Origin of the sequence: Mycobacterium pseudoshottsii JCM 15466 (assembly GCF_003584745.1) — a bacterium.
In the GTDB taxonomy this organism is placed as follows: Bacteria; Actinomycetota; Actinomycetes; order Mycobacteriales; family Mycobacteriaceae; genus Mycobacterium; species Mycobacterium marinum.
On the sequence record NZ_AP018410.1, the window covers coordinates 738,446 to 758,931 of the forward strand.

17 protein-coding genes and 2 pseudogenes are annotated in these 20,486 nt (G+C 66.5%); 10 read left to right on the forward strand and 9 right to left on the reverse strand.

Annotated features, from left to right (window positions below; translation table 11 throughout):
- Positions 1-61: 61 nt before the first annotated feature.
- Positions 62-448 carry a hypothetical protein gene (locus MPSD_RS03400; protein WP_020784971.1) on the forward strand — a complete coding sequence of 129 codons (387 nt, stop codon included), beginning with the start codon at positions 62-64 and terminating at the stop codon, positions 446-448.
- Between the two features lie 50 nt (positions 449-498).
- On the opposite strand, the pseudogene MPSD_RS03405 reads toward MPSD_RS03400, so the two are convergent.
- Positions 499-1,205 (reverse strand): annotated as a pseudogene (locus MPSD_RS03405) (DUF3060 domain-containing protein); the annotation flags it as partial.
- A 63-nt stretch (positions 1,206-1,268) separates the two neighbouring features.
- On the opposite strand from MPSD_RS03405, the gene MPSD_RS03410 reads away from it, so the two are divergent.
- Entirely contained in the window at positions 1,269-2,297 is a 1,029-nt protein-coding gene (locus tag MPSD_RS03410) for an NADP-dependent oxidoreductase (RefSeq protein WP_086084876.1), read from the forward strand.
- On the opposite strand, the gene MPSD_RS03415 is transcribed toward MPSD_RS03410, so the two are convergent.
- Entirely contained in the window at positions 2,298-3,500 is a 1,203-nt protein-coding gene (locus tag MPSD_RS03415) for an ISAs1-like element IS2404/ISMul1 family transposase (RefSeq protein ID WP_420811862.1), read from the reverse strand.
- Positions 3,501-3,875: 375 nt separating this feature from the next.
- On the opposite strand from MPSD_RS03415, the gene MPSD_RS03425 reads away from it, so the two are divergent.
- From MPSD_RS03425 to MPSD_RS03435, 3 genes are all read left to right on the forward strand, one after another.
- Positions 3,876-4,754 (forward strand): glycoside hydrolase family 16 protein, encoded by an 879-nt coding sequence (locus MPSD_RS03425; protein ID WP_086085791.1) that lies wholly within the window; start codon positions 3,876-3,878, stop codon positions 4,752-4,754.
- Between the two features lie 99 nt (positions 4,755-4,853).
- Complete coding sequence (locus MPSD_RS03430) at positions 4,854-5,513, forward strand: muconolactone Delta-isomerase family protein (RefSeq protein ID WP_036425843.1); 660 nt, start codon at positions 4,854-4,856, stop codon at positions 5,511-5,513.
- Positions 5,514-5,547: 34 nt separating this feature from the next.
- A complete protein-coding gene (locus tag MPSD_RS03435; protein ID WP_086085792.1) occupies positions 5,548-7,044 on the forward strand; it encodes a bifunctional phosphatase PAP2/diacylglycerol kinase family protein in 1,497 nt (498 codons plus the stop codon).
- Here the strand turns inward: MPSD_RS03435 and MPSD_RS03440 are convergent.
- Positions 6,992-8,434, reverse strand: a complete 1,443-nt coding sequence (locus tag MPSD_RS03440) for a xylulokinase (RefSeq protein WP_086085793.1) — start codon at positions 8,432-8,434, stop codon at positions 6,992-6,994. The two genes, MPSD_RS03435 and MPSD_RS03440, sit on opposite strands and share 53 nt — an antisense overlap.
- Positions 8,435-8,483: 49 nt before the next feature.
- Positions 8,484-9,887, reverse strand: a complete 1,404-nt coding sequence (locus tag MPSD_RS03445; RefSeq protein ID WP_020784965.1) for a mannitol dehydrogenase family protein — start codon at positions 9,885-9,887, stop codon at positions 8,484-8,486.
- A gap of 523 nt (positions 9,888-10,410) precedes the next feature.
- Here MPSD_RS03445 and MPSD_RS03450 point away from each other — a divergent pair.
- Positions 10,411-11,661: pseudogene (locus MPSD_RS03450) on the forward strand (PE family protein); the annotation flags it as partial.
- Positions 11,662-11,763: 102 nt separating this feature from the next.
- Positions 11,764-12,846: an alpha/beta hydrolase family protein gene (locus MPSD_RS03455; protein WP_086085796.1), complete on the forward strand. Its 1,083-nt coding sequence runs from the start codon at positions 11,764-11,766 to the stop codon at positions 12,844-12,846.
- A 114-nt stretch (positions 12,847-12,960) separates the two neighbouring features.
- On the opposite strand, the gene MPSD_RS03460 is transcribed toward MPSD_RS03455, so the two are convergent.
- The 3 genes from MPSD_RS03460 to MPSD_RS03470 all read right to left on the reverse strand — a co-directional run bounded on the left by MPSD_RS03460 (position 12,961) and on the right by MPSD_RS03470 (position 17,544).
- Positions 12,961-14,061: a ferritin-like domain-containing protein gene (locus MPSD_RS03460; RefSeq protein WP_020784962.1), complete on the reverse strand. Its 1,101-nt coding sequence runs from the start codon at positions 14,059-14,061 to the stop codon at positions 12,961-12,963.
- Positions 14,062-14,158: 97 nt separating this feature from the next.
- Positions 14,159-14,920, reverse strand: coding sequence for an alpha/beta hydrolase family protein (locus tag MPSD_RS03465; protein WP_036425841.1), 762 nt, complete (start codon positions 14,918-14,920; stop codon positions 14,159-14,161).
- 38 nt (positions 14,921-14,958) lie between these two features.
- Positions 14,959-17,544, reverse strand: a complete 2,586-nt coding sequence (locus MPSD_RS03470) for a flavin-containing monooxygenase (protein WP_086085795.1) — start codon at positions 17,542-17,544, stop codon at positions 14,959-14,961.
- 280 nt (positions 17,545-17,824) lie between these two features.
- On the opposite strand from MPSD_RS03470, the gene MPSD_RS03480 reads away from it, so the two are divergent.
- From MPSD_RS03480 to MPSD_RS03490, 3 genes are read left to right on the forward strand one after another with little or no spacing between them, the layout of a single operon-like run.
- Positions 17,825-19,027, forward strand: a complete 1,203-nt coding sequence (locus tag MPSD_RS03480; protein WP_420811863.1) for an ISAs1-like element IS2404/ISMul1 family transposase — start codon at positions 17,825-17,827, stop codon at positions 19,025-19,027.
- A gap of 55 nt (positions 19,028-19,082) precedes the next feature.
- Positions 19,083-19,343: a hypothetical protein gene (locus MPSD_RS03485; RefSeq protein WP_020784959.1), complete on the forward strand. Its 261-nt coding sequence runs from the start codon at positions 19,083-19,085 to the stop codon at positions 19,341-19,343.
- A gap of 51 nt (positions 19,344-19,394) precedes the next feature.
- Complete coding sequence (locus MPSD_RS03490; protein ID WP_232022741.1) at positions 19,395-19,634, forward strand: tyrosine-type recombinase/integrase; 240 nt, start codon at positions 19,395-19,397, stop codon at positions 19,632-19,634.
- 22 nt (positions 19,635-19,656) lie between these two features.
- On the opposite strand, the gene MPSD_RS27805 is transcribed toward MPSD_RS03490, so the two are convergent.
- On the reverse strand, positions 19,657-20,061 hold the full coding sequence (locus MPSD_RS27805; protein WP_131807415.1) for a hypothetical protein: 405 nt from the start codon (positions 20,059-20,061) through the stop codon (positions 19,657-19,659).
- Positions 20,040-20,477, reverse strand: coding sequence for a hypothetical protein (locus tag MPSD_RS27810; protein ID WP_131807414.1), 438 nt, complete (start codon positions 20,475-20,477; stop codon positions 20,040-20,042). The genes MPSD_RS27805 and MPSD_RS27810 overlap by 22 nt, the downstream gene beginning before the upstream one ends.
- Positions 20,478-20,486 lie beyond the last annotated feature (9 nt).

A 20,486-nucleotide genomic window follows, 5' to 3' on the forward strand; every position in this document is an offset into this window, starting at 1 on the left:
GGCGCATCGGCTTGGGTGCGCGCAGACTGGGCATCAAGGGCATGAACCGCGAGGAGATGGTGTGGGCGACAACGGTGGTTTCGGATTTGATCCCGACGACTTCGATCGGGTGATCAGGGAGGGAAGTGAGGGGCTGCGCGACGCGTTCGAGCGAATCGGCAGGTTCGTCTCCGGCCCGGGTGACCGGCCCGCGTGGTCGATGATCTTCGAAGATCCCGGGCATCGCCGGCGCCCCGCGCCGGAAACCGCGGGCGAAGCCGGCGACGGCGTGTGGGCCATCTACACGGTGGATGCCGATGGCGGTGCCCGCGTCGAACAGGTCTATGCGACCGAACTGGACGCGTTGCGGGCGAACAAGGACAACACCGATTCCAGGCGCAAGGTCCGCTTCTTGCCGTACGGCATCGCGGTCAGCGTCCTGGACGACTCGTCCGGCGAGCCCGAGTAGTCGGTCCCGCGCCGGTGCCGGCCCGCGAGATGCGGGTGCCGCGCTGGCCAGCCTTGTTCGATGACATTCCCGCTGCCGGACTTGCTGATCTTGGGTGAGCCCGACTGGTAGGTCACCTTGTTGTTGAGTCCCGAGGCCGTGATGCGGTCGGCGGTCTCGACGGTGACCGTGTTCTGCAGCCCAGACACCGAAACGCTGGCGCAGTGGCCGGTGATGGTGACCGTGTTGGACATTCCGCTGACGTGACGATGTTGTCATTGCAGGTAATCGTCTGGCTCTGGTTGACACCCACAACGCTGATCGTGCTGCCCGCGGGCGGCCCGGCCGACGTCGATGGCCCGGCGGTCGGGGTTTGGGTCTTGTTCCCCGGGGACATCGGCCCCGGTGGGGTAGAGATCACCGTGGTGCCGGGCGACAAAGTTGTGAACGGTTCGGAAACCCGGTTTACCGCGAACAGGGCGACCGCTGCCACCGCCCCCAGGATGCCGACGACAAAAACGGCGGCAATTATCCAGAACGCCCGGTTGCCCGAGGACGAACGCGGCGTGGCCCCGGGGAAGGCCGGCTGATAGCCATAAGGCGGTGGTGACGGTGGCACCGAGCCCGGCGGCGGCTGGTAACCCGGATAACCCTGGTAGTTCTGGTAGGCAGACTCGCCGGCCGGCTGTGAGCTGCCCAGTTCGGATGCGCGCGCCGCATCGGCCAGCGGTTGCTCGAGCTGGCGGATCCGAGCTTCGGGGTCATCCTCTGGATTCATGCACAGATGCTCCCACACCGGATTCGTGCCGAATAGGGCCTCTTCCTTGGGTAGTTTCGGTATGTGTCGGACTTGCTGAACAGTCAGATCGTGTTGCGTCGTCGCCCCAGCGGCCTAGTCCAACCCGGAGACACGATGCTGGTCACCATGCCGGCACCCGAACCGGCCGACGGTGAGGCGCTCCTGCGTACCACCTACGTCGGTATCGATGCCGCCGCACGGACCTGGCTCGATGACCAGCCCGGCTACCTGCCGTCGGTGCGCTTGGGTGAGGTGATCCGGGCCGCCGGGATCGGTGAAGTGGTCGAATCACGTTGCGACGCTTACGCCGTCGGCGACGTGGTGACCACGTTGACGGGGTTTCAGGAGTACGTGATCATCCGCGACGACGTGTTCAGCACGCCGATTCCGGGCGAGGATGACCAGTTGGCGATCATGTCGGTGTACGGCCCCACCGGCGCCACCGCCTACTTCGGCATGACCGACATCGGCCGGCCGCAGCCGGGGGAAACCGTGGTGGTCTCCGACGCGGCCGGCGCCACCGGGTCGATCGCCGGGCAGATCGCCAAGATCGCCGGCGCCCGAGTGGTGGGCATTGCCGGTGGGCGGGAGAAATGCCGGGCGGTGGTCGAGAACTTCGGTTTCGACGCGTGCATCGACTACAAGAACGACGACTTGGACGCGGCGCTCAAAGCGCACTGCCCCCGGCGCGTCGATGTCTATTTCGACAACGTCGGCGGCCCGATCCTCGACGCGGTGCTGGGCCGGCTCGCCCCCAAGGCCCGAGTTGTGCTGTGCGGGGTTATCTCTAGCTATCTGACCGGTGAACATCCGGGGCCGGCCAACTACGTCAACCTGCTGTCCAAGACCGCGTTGATGCAGGGGTTCAACGCGCTCGATCAATGGGGCCGTTTCGACGAGGCCTTCGCCAACCTGCGCAAATGGGAGGCCGAGGGGCGTCTCAAGCACCGGCAGACCGTCTACGAAGGTATTGACTCCTGCGTAGATGCGCTTAACGGATTGTTTACCGGGGCAAATATCGGCAAGACGCTGGTCAAGCTCGGCGAACCCTCAGGGCTCCGGCGTTGTTGATTAGCAGGCTTGTGAGCTGGGGGATTGTGGATTGAGGAGGTCTAGGCGGCGGTTGGCGGTCAAAGCGGTGATCCGGCAGGCTTCGGCGATGTTGTCGGCGCCGTTGAGGCGGTGCAGATTGATCGCGGTGTTGCGTAGCGTTGCTAGGACCTGTGCGCCGTTTCCGGTATGTGCCCTTTGACGGTCTTCGTCGAAGGTGACGTCGCGTATCCAGTGCAGGCTGTTCTCGATTCCCCAGTGTTGACGCATCCAGGTCATGATCGCGGTAGGGCGGGCGTGCTCGAACGGCAGGCTGCAGATGGCATAGACCACCTCCACGCTGCGCTGGTCGGTGGCGGTGATCAAGCGTTCACGAGTGATCCGGATGATTTGTTTTGCGTAGGGGAAGCCGATTCCTCGTGCAGCGGTGATGATTTGCGGGGTGCGGGTCTCGACACGGCCGTGGCCGTGGGAGTCGTCGGTAGCGGCTGTGGGCACCTCGGCCCAGGGCAGCGCGGTGATACGCGCAAGTATTTTGGCTTGGTTGGACTTGACGATCATCAGGTAGTGCGACTTCAAGGTGGCGCAGATCAACTTCGCGGTGACGACCTGGGTATGCATCGCATCCACGGTGACCAGCCACCGCAAGCTACCCGGCAGCAGCGTGAGCAGGGCACGTACGCAGGGAATTTCATTGCTTTTCTCGGCGACAGCGAGTTGACCGAGCACCAATCGGGCACGGTGGGCGAACACCGACACGAGATGCGTGGCTGTCGCTTTGGCGCGTAAAGCACCACGCAGCATCTTGCCGTCCAACGCGATCGGCACCAATCCACTGGGGTCGCGGCTGGCCACGTGTGCAGTGAAGTAACTGCCCATCCTGGCGTTGAGGTCGGCGGGGTCTAGCCGAGACAAAACAGCGCGGAAGGTCTTCTCACTGGGCCGCCGGAACCGGACCCCTAATTGGGCCAACACATCATCGGGAGCGGTGGCCGCCCATGTGGCAAAACCAGCATAGCCGCGCATCCCCGCGGCAGTGGCCAGAACCGCGATCGCCAACAAAGCCATCAGCGAATACCTCCGACCGCGTGGGTCCCTCGGGTCTGGCACCGAGGCCAACACATCGAGAAACTCCGATCCGATGAGCTCGCTGCGCTCACCAGGACTCCAGCGGTCGAACACCTCTGGAACCGACGACACAGGCAATACTGAAACGGTAGGCACGGGCAACTCCAGACCAACGACGAACAGTAACCAACTCGATCGTTCTCCAGATAGCCCGTGCCTACACTCCGGCCCCAATAGCGCGGCACCAAAGATCATCAACCCAGCTCACAAGCCTGCTAATCAACAACGCCGGAGCCCTGGGCGAACCCTCAAGTGGCTAGGGCGCTTCGGGGTTGGTGGACTTCGCGCTGTACCGAGATGCGTTGTGCTGATCTGCTTTTCGCGGATCGATCGCGGAACCGAGCCGTCCCGCCGCGACCGGCACCCGTTGGCAGGCCGCGGAATTGTTCCCCGGTTAGCGTTGTGACCTGCGGTTATCCCAGGATTGCTCGCTCGGAGTCAACGTAGCGGGGCGTTAGCTGCTATCGTCCCATGCTCATGCAGGAGATTGATCGCCGTCGCATGATCATGATGGCAGGATTTGGCGCGCTTGCGGCCGCTATCCCGGCCCCGACTGCCGGCGCCGCACCGACCCCGCCGGCCGCCCCGGAACCCGCCCCCGCCGCCCCCGCGGCGGGCGCCGGCCCCATATTTCTGTGGCACGACGAGTTTGACGGCCCGGCCGGCTCTGCCCCCGATCCGTCCAAGTGGCAGGTGTCCAACCACCGGACGCCAATCCGCAACCCAGTGGGCTTTGACCGGCCCGAATTTTGGGGGCAGTACCGCGACAACCGTCAACACGTCTTCCTCGACGGCAACTCCAACCTGGTCCTGCGCGCCACCAGGAGCGGCAACGACTACTTCGGTGGCCTGGTGCATGGCCTCTGGCGCGGCGGCATCGGGACCACCTGGGAAGCCCGCATCAAGTTCAACTGCCTGGCGCCCGGTATGTGGCCGGCCTGGTGGCTGTCCAACGACGATCCCGGCCGCAGCGGCGAAATCGACCTGATCGAGTGGTACGGCAACGGCTCCTGGCCGTCGGGGACCACCGTGCACGCCAACCCCGACGGAACGGCATTCGCGACCTTCCCGATCGGTGTGGACGACAACTGGCACAACTGGCGGGTCACCTGGAACGTGACCGGCATGTACTTCTGGCTCGACTATGCCGACGGCATGCAGCCCTACTTCAGCGTTCCGGCCACCGGCATCGAGGACTTGAACGAGCCCATCCGTGAATGGCCGTTCAACGACCCCGACTACACCGTGTTCCCGGTGTTGAACCTTGCGGTCGGTGGTTCCGGTGGCGGCGACCCCGCGGCGGGTACGTATCCCCAGGAAATGCTCGTCGACTGGGTGCGCGTCTTCTAAGGGCTTCACACGCTCTACCGCGTGACCGCGGTACCCGAAGTTCCTGGCAGTTCTTGCGCTGTAGGCATCCGGTGCGCAACGGTGGCACCGGGAGACAGCATGGAATTTCTGGTCAGCATGACCATCGAGGTTCCCCGGGGCACACCGGCGGCTGAGATCGATCGGGCCCGGGTGAGCGAGAACGCCGGCTGGCGTGAGCTGGGCGCCCAGGGCCGCCTGCTGCGGTTGTGGCGTCGGCCGTGCGGACCGGGCCAATGGTGCACCCTGGGCCTGTTCGCCGCGCGCGACGAGCCGTCACTGCGCAAGCTGCTGGCGACGGTGCCGCTGCAGGATTGGCGCAGCGACGAGGTCGCCGTGCTCAGCGCCCACCCCAACGACCCGCTCGGTGCTGGGGTAACCCCTCGGCCCGGTAAGGCGCCGGAATTCTTGATCACGACCACGCTCACCGTCCCGTCCGGCACGTCGGCGCGGGTTGTCGACGACGCCACCGAGCGCGAGGCCCGCCGTTGTCACGAGCTGGCCGAGGCCGGTCATCTGGTGCGGTTCTGGGCGCTGCCGGCCGGCCCGGACGGCCCGCGGATGCTGGGGTTATGGCGTGCGCGCGACCCCGGCGAGCTGATGGCCGTCGTGGAGTCGCTCCCGCTTTCGGGGTGGATGACCATCGAAACCACCCCGCTGCGACCCCACCCCAGCGACCCGATCCGGCTGTCTTGGGCGCGCCGCGCGGGAGACTGGCGCAAACCGAACCGCCAGTGCTGAAGCCCGCGCCCGGGCGCTGGTTAGGGTGGAGCGAATGAACGGGCGGCCGTGGCAACGAGCGCGCAGCATCAAACAGATCACCCGGGGCCTGGGGGCGCTGGATCGGGAATTGTTCGAAGCGATTGCCGACATACCCACCCCGCTGCTCGACACGGTCATGCCGCCGCTGACCCGCGCGGCCGACCATTCCAAGTTGTGGTTCGCGATGGCCGCGGGCCTGCTCGCGTCGAGAAGTCAGTCCGCGCAACGGGGCGCGGTGCGCGGGGTGGTGACGCTGGGGACGGCCAGCTTGTTTACCAACCAGGTGGCCAAGCGGATCCGGCAGCGCCCGCGTCCGCTCTCGGACTCGGTGCCGCTGGCCAGACGAGTCCGACGCCGGCCGACATCCAATTCGCTGCCGTCCGGGCACTCCGCCAGCGCCGCCGCATTTGCCATCGGCGTAGGTCTGGAGAATCCGCCTCTGGGCCTAGGCTTTTCGGTGCTGGCCGCGTTGGTCGGGCTGTCGCGGGTGGCGACCGGGGTGCACTATCCCGGCGATGTGCTGGCCGGATTCGGCATTGGTGCCGGCGTTGCCGTGCTGGGCGGCCGGCTGGTCCCACCGATTATCGAGACGGCGCTGCCCAAAACGGAACCGCTCTGGGTGCAAACACCGCAGCGGCCCGACGGTTCCGGAGTGGTCTTGGTGGTCAACCCGGCATCGGGCAGCGGCACCGGGGCCCAGGTCATCGACGAGGTGCGTGCGGGCCTGCCGAAGGCGCGGATCGTCGAACTGGCCGCGGGCGACGACCCGCAGCGGGTGCTGCGCGAGGCGGCCGCACAGGCCGAAGTGCTGGCGGTCGGTGGCGGTGACGGCACGGTGGCCGCCGCCGCGGCGGCGGCGGTTGACGCGGGACTGCCGCTGGCGGTGTTTCCCGCCGGAACCTTCAACCACTTCGCCAAGGACATCGGCTGCGACAGCGTGGCACAGACCATCGACGCGGTCCGGCGCGGCAGCGTGGCGCGCGTCGACCTGTTGTGTCTGAACGAAAGCCAGATGGTGATCAACACGGCCAGCATCGGCGCCTACCCCAAATTCGTCCGGTACCGGGAAAAGCTGGAAAAGCGCATCGGCAAACCGCTGGCCAGCATGTACGCGATGTTGCACACACTGCGCAAAGACCAGCCCGTGCGCATCCGGTACGACAACAAGACGCTGCAGACATCGCTGCTGCTCATCGGCAACTCGGTGTACCTGCCGGCCGGATTCGCCCCCTCGCGGCGCACCCGCATGGACGATGGCCTGATCGACGTGCGCATCCTCGAGACCGGACGCCGCTTGGCGACCGTCAGGATCCTCACCGCGCTGGCCCTGTGCCGGCTGCAGCGCAGCCCGCTCTACCACGAACTGCAAGTGCCCGAATTCAGCTTCAGCACCGTGGACGCGCCGACCGTGCTTGCTCATGACGGCGAGGTGGGTGAGCAATACGACCAGGCCAGTTTCACCGCGAAGTATCGGGTGCTGGCGGTGTTTCGCCCGGGCCCGGGACGCTAGCCACTCCTTCGGTCAGCTCGCGCACCTGCGCATAGCGCTGGCGTACGGCGGGTGACGGCTCGCCGGTGTACTCGTCGGTTGCCGGTGGCTGCCACGAGGGTGGCCGAGTCGAGCCGCGCAGCGCCCACGCGGCCTGCCGGGCAGCCCCCAGGGCGACGTACTCCGCGGGGTCCGGAACCAGCACGGGCACACCGAATATCAGCGGCGCGATCTCGCGCAGCGCCTGCGATCGGGCGCCGCCGCCGATCAGCAGGACCCGGCGTGCGACCACGCCGTGTTCGGTGAGCTGCGCCAGGCCGTCAGCCAATGCGCACAGCAGCCCTTCCACCGCCGCCCGGGCCAGGTGCGCGGGCGTGGCGTTGGCCAGCCGCAGGCCATGTAGTGCGCCAGTTGCCTTGGGCCGGTTAGGGGTTCGCTCGCCTTCCAAGTACGGGACAAGAACCAGTCCGGCGCTGCCGGGCGGCGCCGACAGCGCCAGCCGGGACAACTCGTCGTGGTCGACCCGCAACATCGCCGCCGCCGCATCGAGCACCCGGGCACCGTTGAGCGTGCACACCAACGGCAGATAGCGTCCGGTGCCGTCGGCGAACCCGGCAACCAGACCCGCCTCGTCGCGAACCGGATCGGCCGCGACGGCGCACACCACCCCCGAGGTCCCGATCGAGACCATCACGTCGCCTTCGTCGGCCCCCAGGCCCAGCGCCGCGGCGGCGTTGTCGCCCAGACCCGCGCCGAATATTTTGCTGCCGCGGGTAGCTCGCGCCGACGGTCCGAGCACCCTGGGCAGGTTGGGGCGGCGGCCGTGCATGGCCAGTTCGAGTAGGTCAAAGCGGTAGCGATCGCTGCCGGCGTCGTAGTAGCCGGTGCCGCTGGCGTCGCTGCGGTCGGTGGTCAGCGTGGCGACATCGGTGTCCCCGCGTAACCGCCACGTCAGCCAGTCATGAGGCAGACAGACCGCGGCGGTGCGGTCGGCATGTTGCGGTTCGTTGTCGGCGAGCCAGCGCAGCTTGGCCACCGTGACCGCGGCCAACGGCACCAGGCCGACGGCTTGTGCCCACGCCCGTGGGCCACCGAGTTCGTCGATGAGCGCCAGGGGCGCGTCGGCCGAGCGGACGTCGTTCCACAGCAGCGCGGGCCGCACCACCACTTCGGCCATGTCCAGGCACACCATGCCGTGTTGCTGGGCGCCCACCGCCACCGCCTCGACATCGTCGAATCCGCCGGCGGCCGCGATCGCTGTGTGTGCGTCGGATTCCCATGCGGCAGGATCGATTTCGGTTCCATCGGGGTGTGCGGCCTGGCCCCTGCGGGCCACCTCACCGGTGTCGGCGTCACATGCCAGCACCTTGCAGGACTGGGTGGACGAGTCGATGCCGGCGACGAGGGTCACGTTCGCGCCGCCGATGCCATTCGGACCGCACCGCGTCTAGACATGGGCATCAGGATCCGTCCTTGTCGAGTAGCGCCTGCAGCGTCGCGCGGGCACCGACCCGGTGCAGCGAGTCCAGCGCCCACAGATAGGGCTGTACGAAGCGGGGCTGGTCGATGAGGTCACCGAACACGGCGCGATTGGCCAGAAATGCGCGTGCGTCGTGGCGCTGCGAACGCGCTATCGGCTCCAACATGTCGGCGAGGCGATCCACCACCTCGATCGGCTGGCCGGCCTCGTCGATGCCCTCGGCATAGCGTGCCCAGCTGGCGACGATCGCGGCCGACAGCCGAACCGGGCCGGTCGAGCGGAGGTTGTCCCGAACCACCGGTAGCAGCCATTTTGGGATGCGGTCCGAGGATTCGGCGCACAACCGGGCGACGGTGTCGCGGACATATGCGTTGGCGAAGCGTGGGAGCAGTCCGTTCTTGAATTCGGTCAGGCCTCCAATCGCGGTCAGGGTCGGCGCCGCCTCTTCGTCGAAGTATCGGCGGAGGAACTCGGCGATCAGCGGGTCCTGGGCGGCTTCGTGCACCAGCCGATACCCGGCCAGGTAGGCGAAGTAGCACAGGCCCTGGTGTCCGGCGTTGAGCAGCCGCAGCTTCATCGCCTCGTACGGGGCCACATCGTCGACCAGCTCGACGCCGGCTTGTTCCAGTGGGGGCCGCCCGTGGCTGAAGTCGTCTTCGAGAACCCACATGGCGAATGGCTCGGCGGCGACGGGCCAGGCGTCGCGCACACCGAATTCGCAGTCCAGCCGCTCGATCAGCTCGGGGGTGGTGACTGGCGTGATCCGGCCGACCATGGAGTTGGGGAACCTGGTGTTTTCTCGCATCCATTGTGCGAGTGCGGGATTGGACATGTCCGCGTAGCTGGTGAACGCGCGCTCGGCAACTTTGCCGTTTTCCACGATGTTGTCGCAGGAGACGATCGTCGGTGACCCGTGGCCCCGTTGGCGACGGCGGTTCAGCGCCTCGGTCACCAGCTCGAAGGCGGCGCTGCGCGGTGCGGTGTAACCCCCCTCGGTGATGGTGAGCGAGATGATGCGGATCGCCGGGTCGGCGAGCAACTCGATGACCGACTCGGGTTCATCGGGTGCGTAACGGTAGTCGACGATCGAGCCGATCACGCGGGGCTCTCGGGTGCCGTCGGGATGCTCGAGGATCAACGTGTAGAGGTGGTCCTGGCTGCGCAGCGCATCGCGCATCCGCTCATCACCCGGCAATACGCCGATACCGCAGATGCCCCAGTCGCGTGCGAGCCCGGCGTTGAGCAGCCGGTCAAGATACATCGCCTGGTGCGCGCGGTGGAAGCCACCAACGCCGAAATGCGCGATGCCGATGTTGATTTGGCTGCGGTCATAGTTCGGGACCGGGATGTCGAGGGCGCTCGCGTTGGCTGCGGTTAGCTTCATCGGGGGGGGGGTCACCCCAGCCCGCCTCGCGGCTGCGCCGCTGCGCTCGGTGGCGCTGACCCCGCCATAAGTCCGCGTTGCCGATCCCATCCTGAGCATTCTGCCTGCCGTCGCCGCACCAGTTGAAACTGGTGCACCGTGCACCGCGGCAACTTTGTGGCGGCGCCGGAGTGCGGCTGAGTGGCGAAGAAAGTCAGGGGATTTGGGATCGATTCCGTCGGACCGCGGCCTGCGTGCGCTACGCGCCTACTGCTAGCGGATGGCTGCGGCGAAGCTGCGACCGACGAGCGTCCTGCGCGCGGTCGTGCGCGGCATCCGGTGTCGGCCGAACCGGGCTCACCGCTTTGCTGTCGGTCCGGCATGGCCGGGCTGGTTGGCGGGTTGATGGCGCCGTCCGGCCGCGGGACGGCGGGGCGAGTGGCCTGGTCAAACCCCAGATGGGCCGGCGGGATCGCGATAGCATCGAATCCTTCAGGATGCGTCGGCGCTGACCGGGCCATGCGGCCCGGCCGAAAGGTGTCAGATGTCGTTTGTCGTGGTGGTGCCCGAGATGCTGTCAATGGCAGCAACGGATTTGGCGAGTGTCGGGTCCGCGGTCAGCGCGGCCAACACGGCTGCCGCGGCGCCGACAACCTCGGTACTGGCCGCCGCCGGTGATGAGGTGTCCGCGGCGGTGGCGGCGTTGTTCTCCGATCATGCCCACAACTATCAGGCGCTGGGTAGGCAGGCGGCCGCGTTTCATGACCAGTTCGTGGCGGCGCTGAGCGCGGGCGGGGGCGGCTATGGGGCCGCCGAGGCCGCCAACGTTCAGCAGAGTCTGCTCAACCTGATCAATGGGCCCACGCAGGCGTTGCTGGGGCGTCCGCTGATCGGCAATGGCGCGGACGGGACAGCGCCGGGGCAAGCCGGCGGGGCGGGCGGATTGCTGTACGGAAACGGTGGAAACGGGGCGCCGGGTGCCAACCCGGGGGTGGCCGGGGGTGCCGGTGGCGCGGCGGGGCTGATCGGCAACGGCGGGACCGGAGGCTCCGGCGGCGCCGGGGCAGTCGCCAGCGGCTCCGGGGCCGGCGGTGATGGCGGGGCGGGCGGCGCCGGGGGTTCCGGCGGGTGGCTCTACGGGACTGGCGGTGCCGGCGGCTCCGGCGGGGCCGGGGGCGTAAGCGGGATGAATCCCGGCAATCATGGCGGGCTCGGAGGCAACGGCGGCGCCGGCGGCGCCGCCGGAATCGTGGGTGAGGGCGGGGCCGGCGGGGCCGGCGGTACGGGCGGTTCCGGCTTCACCAGCGCGGTCACGACGGCCGGTGGCAACGGTGGCAATGGCGGCGCCGGTGGCGGCGGTGGGCTACTTGCCGGAAGCGCCGGCGCGGGCGGGGCCGGCGGGGCGGGCGGTGAGGCTCTCGACGGCGGCGTCGGCGGCAGTGGTGGCGCCGGCGGTCACGGCGGCGGCGGTGGGCTGCTGTACGGCAACGGCGGATCTGGCGGCGCCGGCGGCAAGGGCGGCGTCGCCGCGGGGATCTTCGACCGGGGCGGCACCGGCGGTACCGGCGGCAACGGGGGTGCCGGTGGGCTGCTGTACGGCAACGGCGGAAGGGGTGGTGCGGGCGGTGATGGCGCCAACCTCGCCGGCGGCGGCAATGGCGGCAACGGCGGGGACACTCGGTCGATCGGCAACGGCGGCGACGGTGGTCACGGCGGAAGCGGGGCTTTGGTCGGCGGCGCGGGCGGCAGCGGCGGCATCGGTGGGCGGTTGTTCGGCCAGGCCGGGGCGGCGGGCTGAAGGGCCGCTCCGACGGTCGCGGCCCGGATCTGTGGCTGGGATCGACCTCCCGCCGACTCTGTCTCCGAGTTGCTTCTGTCGATCAATTGCGACAGGTTCATGGCCGTGCGCCCAACGATGGTTTCGCTTCTCAGGGTCTTGTCGGTCGTTTCGGTCCTGTCGGCAGCTGTCTGGTTGGCAGCCGGTTGCGGCACCGGAGTTCGGGTCAACGGCCAAACCCCTTCGCCTCCAGTCGGTTTGCGGCAGATCGAGTTTGTCGACCCCCACGGGCCAGACGGTCCGCGCCGGCTGGCGGTCAGCCTGTTCTACCCGGCCGAGCAACCCTCGCCTGATGACCGTCCGTTCGCCATGCCGTTCGCCACCGAGCTGTCGTTCTATCCGGATCTGCCGCCGCGTGCGGGCGGGTCGCGGTTACCGCTGATCCTGCTGTCCCATGGTCGCGGCAGCAACGGGCTGTTCTACGCATGGCTGGCACAAGCGTTGGCCAGCAAGGGCTACCTAGTTGCCGCGCTGAACCATTACCGTGCCAATACCTACGATTCGTCGATCGTCTACCTCGCCAACAAGCTATGGCAAAGGCCGCGCGACCTGAGCCTGACCGCCGACTTCTTAGTGCACGATCCGTTTTGGGGCCCGCTCATCGACGCCTCCAGGATCGGTGTGGCGGGGCACTCTCAGGGCGGATTCACCTCGCTGTGGCTGGGCGGGGCCCGGGTCAACCCCGACCGGTACCTGGACTTCCAGCGCGGCGTGCAGAGCGACCCGGCGATACCGGCGCATCTGCGCACCGAGTTGCCGGTGGACGCCGGCCCGGCACTCGACGTCGCCGACTCTCGCATCAAGGCGGTGTTCGCGATGGCTCCCGGCATGGTCAGGGATTTCGGCATGGACGCCGACGGCCTCCATCAGCTCCGGGTGCCCACCTACATCATCGTCGGCGCACACGATGCCCAGACCCCGCCCGGCGACAACGCCGAATTCGCCGCGGCCAACGTCCCCGGCGCTCAACTGAACGTGTTGCCCGGCAAGGTCGGCCACGAGATCTTCCTGAACGAGTGCAACCAACTTGGACGCGAACAGTTCCCGGAAGCGTGTATCGACGACCCGAGCGTGGATAGGCACCTGCTGCACGCCGAAATCAGCTCCGCTGCAACGACGTTCTTCGACACGCAGCTACGTTGAGGTGCGATTCCGGACTTGCGGCCGATCCGAGTCTTGCGTGACTACGCGCAGGCTCGCGCCGCCGCGGCGCGATGCCCGCTTGGGCCGGAGGCGGGATCGACTACCGGATGCGAGTCAGCTTGCGCCCGCCGCGATCACCTGGTCCACCTCGATGGCCCGTTCGGCCATCTCGGCGTGCGCCTTGTCCAGCGCCTCGGCCTGATCTTCATCGGCCTTCATCAGCGCCTCGATGTCGGAACCGGCCATATCGAGCACACCCATGTCCCGGAACGCCCGCTGCACCTTGCCGCCCCACAGCCCGATGTCCTTGACGATCGGCACGATGCGGCTGAACAGGTGCGAGCGGAACTGGATCATCAGCGGCGAGGTGTCGACCCACTCGGCGCATGCTTTGACGTCCATGCCGAGTGTCTCGAAGACCTCCTCGCCGCGGAACCGGTCGCGCATCAGGTAGCAGGCGTCGACCACGAACTCTTCACGCTCCTCGCGCTCGGCCTCGGTCAGCGCCGAGTAGTAGTCCTTCAGCGAGATTCGGCCGAAGGCGACGTGGCAGGCCTCGTCCTGCATGACGTAGGCCAGCACCTGCTTGGCCAACGACTCCGGCGCCGCCATGTCTCGGAGTACCCCGAAGGCGGCCAGGGCGAGTCCCTCGATGAGGACCTGCATGCCGAGGTAGGGCATGTCCCAGCGGGAGTCGCGCAGGGTGTCGTCGAGCAGGGCGGTCAGGTGCTTATTGATCGGGTAGACCAGGCCGATCTTCTCCTGCAGGAACCGCGAGAACGCTTCGACGTGGCGGGCCTCGTCCATGGTTTGGGTGGCCGCGTAGAACTTCGCGTCCAGGTCCGGGACCACCTCGACGATCTTGGCCGCGCACACCATCGCCCCCTGCTCGCCGTGCAGGAACTGTGAGAACTGCCAAGCCTGGAAGTGCTGGCGCATCTCGGATCGACGCGCCTCGTCTGCGGCGTTCCACATCGGGCTGCCGAACAGCGGATGGAACTCGTCGGGCAGCGCGATCGCGTTCATTGGGTCGACGTCTTGGCCCCAGTCGATGCGCGACTGGGCGTCCCACTGTTTGTCCTTCCCCTTTTGGTACAGGGAAAGGAGCCGGGCGCGCCCCTCGTCGTACTCCCAGGTGAAGCGTGCGTCACCGGCGCTGGGAACCTCCCATGAGTACGGCGTGGACACGTCGGTGTACTTGTCCCTTGTGGTCATGAGCTGCCACCTTTCCGGCTGTCATGACCGGCGGTGATATGACTTGTATCACATTGCATCGCGTTCGGCGGCGCGCGTCAACCCTGACGTGCGGTCTTTATGGTTCGTCGAGGTAGGCGTCGGCCCAGGCGCCGATGATCCGGGCGGCCCGATGCGCCTGGCCGCGGGCGGTGAGCAGGTGGTCGGAGCCCTCCAGCGAGACGAAGCTGCGGGGGTGGCGGGCCAGGCGGAAGATCTCGGTCGCGTTGCCGATGCCGACCGTGTTGTCGGTGGGAGAGTGCAGGAAAAGCAAGGGCAGCCGCAGGCTCTTGATCTTGTCGCGCAGGTCGGCGGCGCGGACGTCCTGGACGAATGCCCGTTTCAGGGTCAGCGTGCGCCCGCCGACCATCCATTCGGCGCTGCCCTCGGACAGGCAGCGGTCGACGACTGCGTCGTAATGCTTTTCGACGTGGCTGGGGTCCACCGGCGCCGCGACGGTGACCACCGACCGCACGCCCGGTGAGTGCCGGGCCGCGGCCAGCACGGCCGCGCCACCCCAGGAGTGCCCGACCAGGATGTCGGCCGGGGTTCCGCGGGTGGTCATGAACTCGCAGGCTTTGACGATGTCGTCGACCTTGACGGTGAAAGAGCCGTCGCCCCAGCCGCCTTCCGAGTCGCCGAGGCCGAGTGCGTCAAAGCGCAGCATGCCGATCCCGTCGGCCGCTAGCTGTTTGCAGATGCGGGCCGCCGCCGGTGAGTCCTTGTTCAGGGTGAATCCGTGCGCAAACACCCCCCAGCCGCGCACCGCCGCCTCGGGCACATCGATGGTTCCCGCCAGGGTCGGGCCCGTTGAACTCTGGAACGTGACACGTTCGGCCATGGGCCACATGTAGCACGCCAGCGGCGCCGGCGGCGGCCCTAGGCGGGCACGGCGGCGCCGATCGCGAAGAATCCGCGCAGCGCGCCGGCGAGCTGGGCCCGAATCCGGGCCCCGGAGACGACCACATCGACCATCGTCAGCGACAGGTGGGTGTGTCCGCGGGCCCGCACCAGCTCGGTGGGTACCCCGGCCGCGGCGAGTGCCTCGGCGTACTCGATGCCCTCATCGCGCAGCGGATCGAACTCCGCGGCGACGACGATCGCCGGGGGCAGGGCCGACAGATCCGGGGCACGCAGCGGTGCAATCCGCGGGTCGGTGCGCGCGTCCGGATCGGCGTAGTGGTCGAAGAACCATTGCATCAGCGGTGCGGTGAGGCCATAGCCGTCGCCATTTTCGAGGTAGGAGCCGCGGGTCGGGTCGAAATCGGTGACCGGGGTGAGCAACGCCTGGCCGACGATGCTCGGCGCACCCGCGTCCCTGGCGAGGTGGCAGACCACGGCGGCAATGCCGGCGCCCGCGCTCCAACCGCTCAGCACCAGCTGGCCCGGGATGCCGCCGAGCTCCCCGGCGTGCTCGGCGATCCACTGCACGGCCGCCCAGCCGTCGTCCAGCGCGGCGGGGAAGCGGTGCTCGGGTGCGTGCCGGTAGTCCACCGACACGATGAGCGTGTCACTGCGCACGCACAGGTCGCGGCACAACGGATCGTCGGAGGTGTGGTCGCCGAGAACCCAGCCACCGCCGTGGAAGTAGACGACCACGGGGTGCGGACCCGGGCTGGCCGGACGATAGAGGCGGTAGGCCAGCGGCCCGGCGGCGCCGGGCAGGGTGCCGTCGACGATCTCGCCGACGTCGGGGCCCGGCGGGCGTGCCAGGTTCATCTCGTTCATGAGCGCGCGCGCCTGGTCGGCGGGCAGCGATTCCAAGGGCGGAAGGCCCAGCGCCTCCAGCTGCTCGAGCACCATCTGAATGTCGGGTTGCAGGCGGCGCACCACACCGTCGTTGCACTGTGAGCCGTTCGGGCCGGAGAACCGGAAGCCCAGATAGTCGCGGGCCACCACCTCCTCGCAGGCCACCCGGTAGACGTCGACCCCGGCGGTGTAGGCCATGAAGGTGCGCGGCTTTCCCGGGATGTTGGCGCCCACGTACCACGAGTTCGCCTGTGGGAAAATCGTTATCGATGCGGCGTCATCGGAATGCTGCATCCAGCCGGCCTCGGCGAGCTCGGTGGGCTCGATGCGGTCGAAGCCGAGCTCGCGCAGATAGCTCAGGGCGTCGGCGACGAAGTCGACATGTTGTTCGATCGACACCGCCATGTTGGACAGCACCGAGGGGCTGTTGGGGCCCGCAATGAGGAACAGGTTGGGAAACCCCTCGGTGGTCAGGCCCAGATATGTGGATGGGCCGGGTGCCCACTTGTCCCCCAGCGCGAGGCCGTTGCGGCCGACGATGTCGATCGCCGCGAGCGCTCCGGTGACGGCGTCGAATCCGGTGGCGAACACGATCGCGTCGAACTCGAAAGATTCACCGACCGTGTCGATTCCGGTCTTGGTAACGCCCACCAATGGCTGGTTACGCAGGTCCACCAGCCGCACCTGGGGCAGGTTCAAGGTGGCGTAGTAGTTGCTGTCCAGGCAGAGCCGTTTCGAGCCGACCGGGTAGCCGCTGGGGCACAGCGCCTCGGCGGTCTGCGGGTCGTGCACGGTGGCGCCGATCTTGTCGCGGATGAATTCGGCGAACTCGCTGTTGGCCAGCGGATTGATCATCTCGTCGGCGTAGAGGTTGAGCGCCTCGAGAAGCTCACCGAGCTGCCAGGCGCGTTCGTATCGTTGTCGACGTTCTTCGGCGGACACCGAGAATGTCGGAGTGAGCGAGCGCTCCATCGGGACCCCGCCGAAGGAGTATCGCGCCGCGCGACGGTAGGCGTCGTCGTCGGCCAATTGGGCGAGCTTGTCCGGGGAGATCGGGCCGTTGTGGGCGGGGATCGAGAAGCAGGGGGTTCGTTGGAACACCACCACCTGCGCGGCCTGGGCGGCGATCAGCGGGATCGATTGGATGCCCGATGAGCCGGTGCCGACGACACCGACCCGTTTCCCGGTGAAGTCGACGGGTTCATGGGGCCAGCGGCTGGTGAAATACAGTTCGCCGGTGAAGTTTTCGATGCCGTCGATGTCGAGGTCTTTGGGTACCGACAGGCAGCCTGTCGCCATGATCAGGTAGCGGCAGGTGATTTCGTCGCCGCGGTCGGTGCGCACCCGGTACCGGCCGGTGTCGTCGTCCCAGTGTGCGTGGGTCACCCGGGTGCCGAACTGGATGTCGCGACGCAGGTCGTGCTTGTCGGCGACGTGGTTCAGGTAGCGCAGGAACTCGGGCTGGGTGGCGTACTTCTCCGACCACTGCCAGTCGCGCGACCAGTCGGGATCGAAGCTGTACATGTAGTCGACGCTGGGGATGTCGACGCGTGCCCCGGGGTAGCGGTTCCAGTACCAGGTGCCGCCGATATCGTCGCCGGCCTCGAATATGCGCATCGAATGCCCCGCGCGCCGCAGACGGTAGGCGGCATACAGACCCGCAAAGCCGGCACCCGCGACCACAACATCCACATCGGTGTGGTGTGCATCAGACATGCGTTTATCATTCGCCGCGGTCGCACGTTTTGGTAGCCACAATTAACGGCGCCCCGTCCGCCGATTCGGCGAAAGAAACCGCAATGCGCGCGGGTTTGACCGCGGCTCAATGCGGTCTTAATGCGTGGGGCCGCGCCCAGGGCTCCGGCGTTGTTGATTAGCAGGCTTGTGAGCTGGGTTGATGATCTTTGGTGCCGCGCTATTGGGGCCGGAGTGTAGGCACGGGCTATCTGGAGAACGATCGAGTTGGTTACTGTTCGTCGTTGGTCTGGAGTTGCCCGTGCCTACCGTTTCAGTATTGCCTGTGTCGTCGGTTCCAGAGGTGTTCGACCGCTGGAGTCCTGGTGAGCGCAGCGAGCTCATCGGATCGGAGTTTCTCGATGTGTTGGCCTCGGTGCCAGACCCGAAGGGCCCACGCGGTCGGAGGTATTCGCTGATGGCTTTGTTGGCGATCGCGGTTCTGGCCACTGCCGCGGGGATGCGCGGCTATGCTGGTTTTGCCACATGGGCGGCCACCGCTCCCGATGATGTGTTGGCCCAATTAGGGGTCCGGTTCCGGCGGCCCAGTGAGAAGACCTTCCGCGCTGTTTTGTCTCGGCTAGACCCCGCCGACCTCAACGCCAGGATGGGCAGTTACTTCACTGCACACGTGGCCAGCCGCGACCCCAGTGGATTGGTGCCGATCGCGTTGGACGGCAAGATGCTGCGTGGTGCTTTACGCGCCAAAGCGACAGCCACGCATCTCGTGTCGGTGTTCGCCCACCGTGCCCGATTGGTGCTCGGTCAACTCGCTGTCGCCGAGAAAAGCAATGAAATTCCCTGCGTACGTGCCCTGCTCACGCTGCTGCCGGGTAGCTTGCGGTGGCTGGTCACCGTGGATGCGATGCATACCCAGGTCGTCACCGCGAAGTTGATCTGCGCCACCTTGAAGTCGCACTACCTGATGATCGTCAAGTCCAACCAAGCCAAAATACTTGCGCGTATCACCGCGCTGCCCTGGGCCGAGGTGCCCACAGCCGCTACCGACGACTCCCACGGCCACGGCCGTGTCGAGACCCGCACCCCGCAAATCATCACCGCTGCACGAGGAATCGGCTTCCCCTACGCAAAACAAATCATCCGGATCACTCGTGAACGCTTGATCACCGCCACCGACCAGCGCAGCGTGGAGGTGGTCTATGCCATCTGCAGCCTGCCGTTCGAGCACGCCCGCCCTACCGCGATCATGACCTGGATGCGTCAACACTGGGGAATCGAGAACAGCCTGCACTGGATACGCGACGTCACCTTCGACGAAGACCGTCAAAGGGCACATACCGGAAACGGCGCACAGGTCCTAGCAACGCTACGCAACACCGCGATCAATCTGCACCGCCTCAACGGCGCCGACAACATCGCCGAAGCCTGCCGGATCACCGCTTTGACCGCCAACCGCCGCCTAGACCTCCTCAATCCACAATCCCCCAGCTCACAAGCCTGCTAATCAACAACGCCGGAGCCCTGATGACACCCCGAAGACAAAAGGCAGCCGTCGCCGGGTGCCGCTGACGACACTGACAACCGAGCTGCTGCGCGACTACCTCAGGGCCCATCCCCGCCGTAGTGAGCCGGACGCGCCGCTCTTCTGCGCGGTGACTCTCACGCCGTTCAAGCCGACCGGCAAGCGGGCAACCGACGACCGAGGCAACCGGATCACGCCGACCGGCACTGACGCCCTGGCGGCGCTCTCAGTCGATGAAGCAGCGGGGCGGTTGGTGTTGGACTGGTCGGCCCCGATTCGTCACCAGACGTTCTATTAGGCCGTGTTCCGGCCAGCTGTAGCCCGCTCTAACCGCCTGGCGGGTGAGACCGTGCTGTCACCTGGTCTGAAGTTTCACGCGCTTCGGCATAGCTACGCCAGCTTATGCGTGGCTGCCGGTATCCCGGCGTTGCAGCTTTCCCGGTTCATGGGTCACGCCAAGATCACTACGACACTGGCGATCTATACCCATCTGTTCGATGACGACCACGCCGAAACGATGGCCGCGCTTGAGGCGATGAGCTGCCCGGTCAGCGCCCCGAACGTCGTACCGATGCGTCGGCGCAGCTAGCCGTCCATCGCGACAAGGTTCGCTAACTGGAATTTGATTGCGACCATGAGGGTGGCACCTTCACGAATCTGACGCTCACAGTCTGGTTGTCGGGATTCGCGGGGTCAGCTGTGCCTGTAAATTGGTCGACAACAAAACCGCTATGAGCGATCAGCGGCCCGAATTGCCCATACTGGAAGCCGCCAGCATCGAAAAATCCAAAGCTGCTGCCCGTCGTTGATATATCCGTATCGTCCAGGTTGCCGACCATTCCTGCGTGATGTTGCTGTCTAGGAATAAAAACACATTGATCATCCAGGCCCACTGTTTTATGAAGTTTGGCGACTTGGCGTTGGTTTTCTACCATAATCTTGATCGCGCGGTTGATGCCGTTCGTTTGGTCTACGATGCGCGGAAGATATCGCCTCAGCAACTTTTTTTTTTGCAACTCGTTGAGGGCGCCCCTGCGGTGTGTGAGCCGGTCTTACGCCCGTTAACCAGTTTAAATCCTTTGAGTGCAAAACTGTTCTGATCTGAGGTGAACCCTGTCGTGGTGTCGAAATTTGCAGCTCCCACACAGAGCAAGCTGCCGTTTGAATCGAATCCGGCAACGACGACGGCAAGTCGTTTGTCCCAATGATTAGGCAGCTTTCGGATAGTCTTTTCGGCTTCCCGGCGTAGTGCGTCGACTCCGTACCCGAAAACCGGATAATCGCACAAAACCTCAGCGATCCATTCTGATGTTGACTTTTTCTGCCCAATATCGATACGCGCAAGCCCCGTGAAACCAGCAGTGAACGTTTGGTTCCAACAAGTCAGCTTGGTGTATTCGTCATCGAAGACTGATCGATCAGCTTTGGTCAACCGGCAGGG